The sequence below is a fragment of the Streptomyces sp. SID5464 genome (genome assembly GCF_009862985.1).
In the GTDB taxonomy this organism is placed as follows: Bacteria; Actinomycetota; Actinomycetes; order Streptomycetales; family Streptomycetaceae; genus Streptomyces; species Streptomyces chartreusis_D.
Genome location: NZ_WWIQ01000038.1, coordinates 34,343 through 42,704, shown reverse-complemented (window position 1 = coordinate 42,704; position 8,362 = coordinate 34,343). Strand labels below are relative to the sequence as shown.

5 protein-coding genes are annotated in these 8,362 nt (G+C 59.5%); all 5 read right to left on the bottom strand.

All coding sequences use genetic code 11. The features are described 5' to 3' along the window. Nucleotides 1–34: 34 nt before the first annotated feature. Genes GTY47_RS20620 through GTY47_RS20600 form a run of 5 tightly spaced genes read right to left on the bottom strand, consistent with a single transcriptional unit; the run spans nt 35 to nt 8,291 of the window. Nucleotides 35–757, bottom strand: a complete 723-nt coding sequence (locus tag GTY47_RS20620; protein ID WP_029181772.1) for a SprT family zinc-dependent metalloprotease — start codon at nt 755–757, stop codon at nt 35–37. Next, nucleotides 744–3,830 (bottom strand): type I restriction endonuclease subunit R, encoded by a 3,087-nt coding sequence (locus tag GTY47_RS20615; protein ID WP_010048484.1) that lies wholly within the window; start codon nt 3,828–3,830, stop codon nt 744–746. The genes GTY47_RS20620 and GTY47_RS20615 overlap by 14 nt, the downstream gene beginning before the upstream one ends. Next, the gene (locus GTY47_RS20610) at nt 3,827–4,555 is read right to left on the bottom strand and encodes a TIGR02391 family protein (RefSeq protein WP_029181771.1); all 729 of its coding nucleotides are present in this window, start codon (nt 4,553–4,555) and stop codon (nt 3,827–3,829) included. Before GTY47_RS20610 ends, GTY47_RS20615 begins: the two co-directional genes overlap by 4 nt. Then, complete coding sequence (locus GTY47_RS20605; RefSeq protein WP_158688484.1) at nt 4,552–5,856, bottom strand: restriction endonuclease subunit S; 1,305 nt, start codon at nt 5,854–5,856, stop codon at nt 4,552–4,554. The genes GTY47_RS20610 and GTY47_RS20605 overlap by 4 nt, the downstream gene beginning before the upstream one ends. Then, on the bottom strand, nt 5,853–8,291 hold the full coding sequence (locus GTY47_RS20600) for a type I restriction-modification system subunit M (protein WP_010048479.1): 2,439 nt from the start codon (nt 8,289–8,291) through the stop codon (nt 5,853–5,855). The genes GTY47_RS20605 and GTY47_RS20600 overlap by 4 nt, the downstream gene beginning before the upstream one ends. Nucleotides 8,292–8,362 lie beyond the last annotated feature (71 nt).

Here is an 8,362-nt window from a genome sequence, read left to right as displayed (position 1 = left end):
CCATCGACAGCTCGGCTCATTGTGTTAGCCGCTGTTATGCCCACTCTTCCTCTGCAAGTGGCGCTTCGTTTAGCTGGTCACGAAGACTCCGCCAGTTCGGCATAAATCTCTCCATGAGCTTGGTGAAGCGTTCGCCATGGTTACGTTCGAGATAGTGCGTCATCTCGTGGACAACGATGTACTCAAGGCAGCCGGGATGCTTCTTGGCCAGCTCGACATTGAACCAGATGTGCCCGGTCTCGCGATTGCACGAGCCCCACTTGGTCTTCATACGCTTGATGTTCCAGCGCGGCACCGACACTTCGAGGATGGGTTCCCACTTGGCAATCAAATCCGGGATCACATGTCGAAGCTGCTCCCGATACCAACGGTCGAGCAACTGCCGCCGCCGTTCAGCTGTTGTGCCGGCTGGGACGTACAGCAGCAGTCGTTCACCGTCTAGCTCGAAGTGAGCCCGACCCGGACGCTCCACGACCTTCATCCTGCGGCGAACGCCCCACACATAGTGGGACTCGCCTGTGACCATCTCTCGCGTGGACTGCCGTGCAGCTGATCGAAGTCGATCGCGCTGCTCTTTGATCCACGGTAGGCGTTGGATTACAGCGAGTCGCACCTGCTCATTGTCGAGCTGATGCGGCGCTGCTACACGGACGCGTCCCAGTGGCGGATAGACACCAATGTGCAAGTTCTTGATGTTCTTGTAGATGACATCAACATCGACGCCGCGGATGGTGAGAGAGGCACTAACGGTACTCACGGCGCGCCTTCACCAGTTCCAGTAGCTCATCAAGCCGGTCGAAGTCAGCGGTCAGTGCCTTAGCAAGCGCGCGCCTGACCTTCTTCTCCTTCATCGCGTTCCCCACCCACGAGTCAGGCTTGGTATGGAGGATGGTGGTGTCCACAACCGCGGCCAGCTCCGGTGACTGACCGAAGAAATCGATCAGAGCGCGGCGAGCACCATTGTCAGCCCACTGCGGGTACTTGGCGTCTGACTCGCCCTTACCGAGCTTGGACGCGTGCTCCAGCAGCTTCGCGAGGTACTCCTTGTAGTCCAGAGCATTCTGCCGCCGTTCCTCGAGTATGGCGTCGAGCAGCTCCGACATCTTGTCGTAGTACTTCGGGTTCGTCGGGCGCTCGTCGATGATCACCGTGCGCATGTTGTTGGTGATCGTTTCCGCCACCGCTTCCGGGTCCTTCTTGATACCCGCGGGAAGCTTGTCGAGCGCACCGGCTCCCATCTCGACGATCAACTGGATCAGCCCGGATTCCTGGAAGTCAGAGACCACCTCGGAGGGGCTGGCACTGATGTACGTGTCCAGCAGGTGCCGCATGCCGGCCTCGTACTGCTTGAAATCGACGTTCTCGCCAGCGCCGAGCTTCACCTCTTCACGCACGTTGGCGTAGTGGGCGATCTCTTCCTTAATCGCTGCGGCTTCGGCCTCGCTGTACTCAGCAGCCTGCATTTCGTTGGCAAGGTTGCTGTACGCGCGGGTCACAGCGGCAACGGCCTTATAGAGCTTAACTCGCTTGGGTTCGTTGGCCTTGAGCTGCTCGGCGTTGCCCTGTTCCCGGGCGCAGAAGTACTGCTGGTACTGGAGGGTGTTCTTTGGTGGTTCGACCGCCTCACAGAGCGCCCGGATCTTCTCCAGGGCCTCATCGAGGTCGTCACGGGCCTTGTCGATCCGGTCGGACAGGAGCCCTTCGATATCTTTCGTCTCGTAGCCTTCGAGAGCAGCGCTGGTGTAGTCCTTGATCGCGGACTCAAGTGAGTTGAACAGGTCGCGGTAGTCGACGATGTAGCCGTAATCCTTGTCCTCGCCGTCGAGGCGGTTAACCCGGCAGATCGCCTGGAACAGACCGTGGTCCTGCATCTTCTTGTCGATGTACAGGTACGTCGCGCTCGGGGCGTCGAAGCCAGTCAGGAGCTTGTCGACGACGATGAGCAGCCGCATCTGACCCGGGTCATTGATGAAACGTTCCTTAACGTCCCTCTCGAACTGCTCGACCTTGCCCATCGCCTTGTCGGCAGGCTCGTTGAAGTGGTCGGCGAGCATCTGCCGGTAGATCTGATACTGACGCAGCCGCTCAGTCGCACCGTGGCCTGAGTCTTCCTTGGCGATGTCACTCGCCTGCGGTGTGTACGACGTGATGATGGCGCACTTGCCCTTAAAACCGGCCTGAGTGAAGAGCTCATAGAACTTACACGCCTGGTAGATGCTTTGACTGACGAGGATGGCGTTGCCGCGGCCGTCTGACAGACGGGGCTTGATCTCCATGTCGAACAGGATGTCGTTGACTATCTGCCGGGCCCGCGGCTCCGAGCTGACGATCTTTTGAACAGTGCCCCAGCGCTTCTTGAGCTCGGCGCGGGAGAGGTCCGTCATGCCGCGGGTCTTGGCCTCAAACCACTGGTCGACCTTCGCCGGCGAGGTCAGGTCCTGGTCGATGTTGCGAGCCTCGTACCTCAAGTCCAGCACGACACCGTCCGCAACGCCCTCGTTGAACTGGTAGGTGTGGATGAAGCTGCCGAACCGCTGGGCAGTGGTGTCCTTGTCCTCCTTGAGGAGGGGCGTACCCGTGAAGCCGATGAACATGGCACCAGGCATGAGCGCCTTCATGGCGTCGTGCATCTTGCCCGACTGCGTGCGGTGTGCCTCGTCGACGAAGACGAAGATGTTGCCCTTGGCGTGGAAGTCCTTGGGAACAGTCGCTTTGAGTTCACGAATGAACTCGCTCTGAGCTTCATCGCGGGCCTTCTCGTCTTCCGAGCCGCGGAACTTGTGAACCAGCGAGCAGACCAGCCACTCCTCGCTCGAATTCAATGTGGCGAGGAGGTCAGGGCCGCTCTTGGTGCGGTAGATGGCCTCGTTGACTCCCTGGAAGACCTTCTGAATCTGATCATCCAGTTCGGTCCGGTCGGTGACGAGGAGTACGCGGGCGTCCTGCTGATTCTCTCGGATCCACTTGGCCAGCCACACCATCGTTAGCGACTTGCCAGAGCCCTGGGTGTGCCAAATGATGCCGCCCTCACGCTGAGCGATCCGCTCCTGAGCCGCCTTGACGCCGAAGTACTGGTTGTGCCGACACGTCTTCTTCTGCCCCGCGTCGAAGACCATGAAGTCGTGAACCAGCTCCAGCAGGCGCCCTTTCGAGCAGAGCTGAGTCAAGGAACGATCGAGGGGATCGGCGATGTCGGACGGTTCACGCCATGCCAGCCAGTACTTCTCCGGCGTGTCGATAACGCTATAGCGCAGACCCTCCACGTCGTTGCCGGCCATGACGAGCTGCACCGTCGTGAAGAACGACCGGATGAACTCGGGGCGCTGGTTCCCGATGCTCTGCCGGATACCTTCAGAGACGGCGACCTTCGAGCGCTTGAGCTCGATCGTCCCGAAGGCGATGCCGTTGACGTACAGCACGATGTCTGGGCGCTTCGTGTGCTGCCCCAGCACCGTCACTTCCTCGGCCAGAGCGAAGTGATTGACTTCGGGGTGCGCCCAGTCGACGAGCCACACCGTCTCCGTCTGCTCGCCGATACCGGGCTTGACCTTCACCCCGTACCGGAGCAGGTCGTAGACGTCTCGGTTCGCCTCGTACAAATCGCGGCCGCCACCGAGCGAGGCCTCGCTCTTTAGCTTGTCGATCGCCTTGTTGATGAGATTGTCGCTGTAGTTCCGGGCACGGAGGTTTTGAGTGAGGAGCTGCACATCGACGTTGGAGTTTGCCGCACGGTACCCCCAGTTGCCGAGGTACTCGTAGCCCAACGAGTCTCGGAACAGCTCAATGACGCGATCTTGAGTCCTGCGTTCTGGCTGGCCAACGTTACTCACGACTCACCCTCCGCACGCTCGACTGTTGGGGTGTCGACCCAACGAGCAAGGACACGCAATGCGGCAAGGTATTCGAGAGCCTCCTGCTCGCTGAGCTCTTGATCGGCTTCGTGGCTAAGCGGGTTCCTGATACCAGTGAACACGCCCTCGGCAAGGTTCATCGCGCCGCGCTGCACCGACTTGTAAGTGTCACTGCCGTCGTCCTTCATGCGGCGTAGCCGTGCCTTGCCAGCCTTAGGGCCATCGAGCGTGAACGCCTGCTTGAACAGGTCTGCTTCGCTCACGTCGCGACGGCCGACCTTATTCTGAGCCTCGGTATTCAGTTTCTTGATCGCACCTTCGACAGCTTCACGAAAGTGACTAGATTGCCACTGCGAAGATGCGCCGCCCCGTACCCATGGGTGCAGCTCGGCAGCCGATAGCTCAGGCGTATTCTCACCAAGGTTCTCGTCAAGCTCTTGCTTGCGAATCAAGGCTTCACGCGCGCGAATCGCTGCTTCCCGATGACCAGTCCACCTATTGTTTCGACTTTCACTGTATCTCGACGACCACCCTGGGATCACGTGTTCGAGAATCTGCTCGACAACCTGAGCCTGCTTGGCGACCTCATCGTTCGATGCAGCTGTGATGTTACGTGCCGTGATGAGGCCATTCCCACTTGCGTTACGCATCACGGTCTGGCCGATGAACCTATCCAGTTCTTTTAGCGCCCACTCGGTATTCATGCAACGCTCTCCTTGAAGGGAAGGCGAGTACGCCCAGTGAGGAGTTGCTGCATCATGCCTTGCTTGACATCTCGCGCCTTGGCTAGCCGAACGAGAAGGCCGTGGATCTCACGATCAGCATCGGCAATGACCAAGGCGATTGCTCGCTGCTCGTCGATATCAGGCAGCGTCAGCATGATGCTGGAGATGAATGAACGCGTCGTCGCCAAGACTTTGGTACCCGCGGCGAGGCGAAGCAGGGCGTTCCGAAATGCTGGGATGAACTGGAGGTAAGCCTTGAAGCCGTCCGCCAGCACTGACTTGTCGAACCGCGCTGCAATGGTGTGAAGACCAGGGACCACGCCTGCACTCGGCACCGAAATTACCTCGACCGACTTGCCCACTCCGTCCGGATCCTCTGACGCATCGGCAAAAACGAGATCCCCAACCTGGAGGCGACCGGCGTTTCGCAGCAACGTCGAACTCACTCGTGGCATGGTCTCGTGTGCAGCGTCCAACGTGACACTGCTCCGGGTATGGATGTCGCCATAATGCAGGTAACGGACGGGCGATTCGTTATCTAGTTGCGCCCGCGACAATGCGACTGTCTTGACATAGCTCACATGCTCGCCAAGCAGAACTTCGCGCCAAGGCTTGGTAAAGCCGGGTAGGCGCGTCCGGCCGGTTAGCAGCTGCTGCATCAGACCCTGCCTGATCGCCTGCTTCTTTGCGATAAGAGCATCCAGGGCTGTGATCAATCCATCAACATCGGACAGCGCCTCAGCGATAAGGCGTTGCTCATCTTCAGCTGGGAAAGGGATCGGCAACTCTCGAATAAGCTTCGTATTTAGATTTGGTTGCCCGTTCCCCGGCGCCACAACCTCTCGAAGATACTCAGTCTGAGTGTTGATGTAGTAACAAAGAAATTCTTTACTGCCTGCCCGCTGCTCAATGAGTGCCGCAATTCCGTCATTGGCGCAGCACCTAAGTTTGAGGATCTTTGCAACTCCCAGGGTTGCGCCACTGTTTGCGATAATTACAGTATCGGCAGGGAGAATGCGACTCTTTTCGGAACCTTCCTTGGTTAGATACCCTCGGGTCTCGGTTACTTCCATACAGCTTTCAGGTAGCGTCGTCAGCGCTGCTACCGTAAGCCAAGGGATAAAACTTCCGTTGAAAAATCGTGGGTCACCAGCAGGTCGAGGAGAGCCACCTCGAACAACCTTGCCAAGTTCCCCAATCAATTTCACATCCCAATCACTCGGGATTTCGCCAACTTCAGTGACCGTGCATTCAGTAGGAACCTCGCGAATATTTTTCACAACGATTCCAACCCCATCCGGCTCAAGTGTCCCGCAACTTTTCGCTCAAAGGACTCTGTGAGGTGTCTCAGATCCGAAACCCGTTGGGCATACCGTTCCCCCAAGTGTCGGATTCGGCCTACAAGTGCGGATGTGAGCGAGTCGACGTTACCGGCAACGCGAGTGACGATCTCAACGTGCCACTTGTCATCGAGCACAAGCTGCTTGATCTCAGGCTCGGTGAGGTCGCCGTATTTCTTGAGGGTCGCGAAGTCGAGGGCCGCCTGGGCTTCCTTGGCGGCTTTCCTGGCGACAGCTTCGTCGTTGTAAAGCTTGACCAGGTACTGGAGGGCCTTGATCTCCTCCGCGTCAGCTCCCTCGTGCCGAGCCACCTTGAGCCGCGTCGAAGCGAGGGGCTTGGAGATCTTGCCGTCGTCCATGGCCTCGGCAAGCAAGCCGTCCTCCACAACATGTTCCTCGACGTACTCCTCGACAGCGCGGCTTGCCTCCTCGGTTGCCGCGTGCAGTGCGTCGACCTTGGACTGCTCGTCCGCGAAGTAACGAGCGACGACGAGCGCCGGCGGGATGAGGTCCATCTTGTACTTGGTAGCGCTGCGCCCCGAGCCAATGACGAGATCCGGGGTCTCGGAGAGCTTGCGCTCCTTGTCCTCAATGGTCTTGCGGGGCTTCGCCGCCTCACACCACCCGTCGTTCATGACGAGGAAGACGTCGTCGTGCATAACTCCGTGCCAGTAGGTCATGAGCTGCTCGTAGACGTCGTACTCGTCGAGCAGAGGGGTGCTCTTGAACCGAGCCAGTAGATCGTCGCCAATACGAGCGATCAGGTCTTTGGGGACAGTGTCCCGGTTGAGCGCTTGCAGGACCGGCCGGTGCGCGGCGAACCAGTCGTCAACCTGGCCTCGGACGCCCGTGGCGAACTTCTGGAACTCGTCGGAGTCCAGGATGGTCTGCTGTACCTCCGCCACGCCGACCGCGAGGTCGCTGTAGCCAGAGCGGTTTGGCTTGAAGATCGTGGCGCGCAGGCTCGGGAACGCCTCCCAGTACCCATTGAGTGCATCCAGGTCGCGGTCTGGGATCCCGCCGTGCATATGGGCGTGAAGGTCCTGGATGTCCTCTGGCTCCGAGGAGTCGATGTAGCGCGGGATGTTGAGGTTGTAGTCGTTCTTCGGGTCAGCGATCTCGTGGAGCGGCACCATACGCGAATAGCGCTCGATCTCGGTCTGCTTATTGAAGACGTCGACGATCTTGTGGATGTCCTGGCTCCGGAGGCGGTTCTTGTTGCCGTCCTTCATGAAACCCTTGGAAGCGTCGATCATAAAGACGCCGGTTCGCGCCTGTGCGTTCTCCTTGTCAAGAACGATGATGCAGGCCGGAATGCCGGTGCCGTAGAAAAGGTTCGCGGGCAGGCCGATGATGCCCTTGATGTAGCCACGGCGCAGCAGTTCCTTACGAATGTTGGCCTCGGCGTGACCGCGGAACAGCACACCGTGCGGCAGGATGACTGCGGCCTTGCCGTTGCTCTTGAGGGACTTGAGGATGTGCAGAAGGAAGGCGTAGTCGCCGTTCTTCTCCGGCGGCCGGCCGAACTCGAAGCGACCGTAGTCGTTCTCGAGGCCGTTGCTCCACGACTTGATCGAGAACGGCGGGTTGGCAACGGCGAAGTCGAAGGTCTGTAGCCGTGCACCCTGGGTGAACTGGGGGCTGGTAATCGTGTCACCCTTGCGGATGTCGCGGTCCTCGTAGCCGTGGAGGATCATGTTCATCTGGGCCAGCGCCCATGTGGCGTTGTCCTTCTCCTGGCCGTAGATGGTCAGGCCGCGTGGAGCCTCGTCAGCCACCTTGAGGAGCAACGAGCCGGACCCGCACGTGGGGTCGTAGACCGTGTGGTCCTGCCGGGTGCCTGCTCCGATACCGACGACCTTGGCGAGTACCCGCGAGACCTCGGCCGGGGTGTAGAACTGCCCCTTCGACTTGCCCGACTCCGTTGCGAAGTGCCGCATCAGGTACTCGTAGGCGTCGCCAAGCAGGTCGTCGCCCTCAGCGCGGCTACCTCGGAAGTCGAGATCAGCGAAGATCGTCACCAGCTTGGAGAGGCGATCCTGCATCTCCTTGCCCTTGCCGAGCTTCTCCTCGTCGTTGAAGTCGGCCAGGTCGATGACCTTCTCAAGTCCGTTGGCCTCGGCGAGCCTGCCGATGATCTTGTTGATCTTGTCGCCGATCTCCTTATCACCCTTGAGGGCGACCATGTCATCGAAGGATCCGCCGGCGGGGACGTCGATCAAGGAGCTCGGATCGGACTTGGCCTTGTCCGTCACATACTTCACGAACAGCAGCGTCAGGATGTAGTCCTTGTACTGGCTGGCATCCATGCCGCCGCGCAGCTCGTCGCAGCTCCGCCACAGCGAGCTGTACAGGTCCGACTTCTTGAGAGCCACTACCACGCCACCCCCTTGAGTGTGACGAGATCGGAGTCTGACCGGGATACCCCGATGAGGTGCGCGTGTGC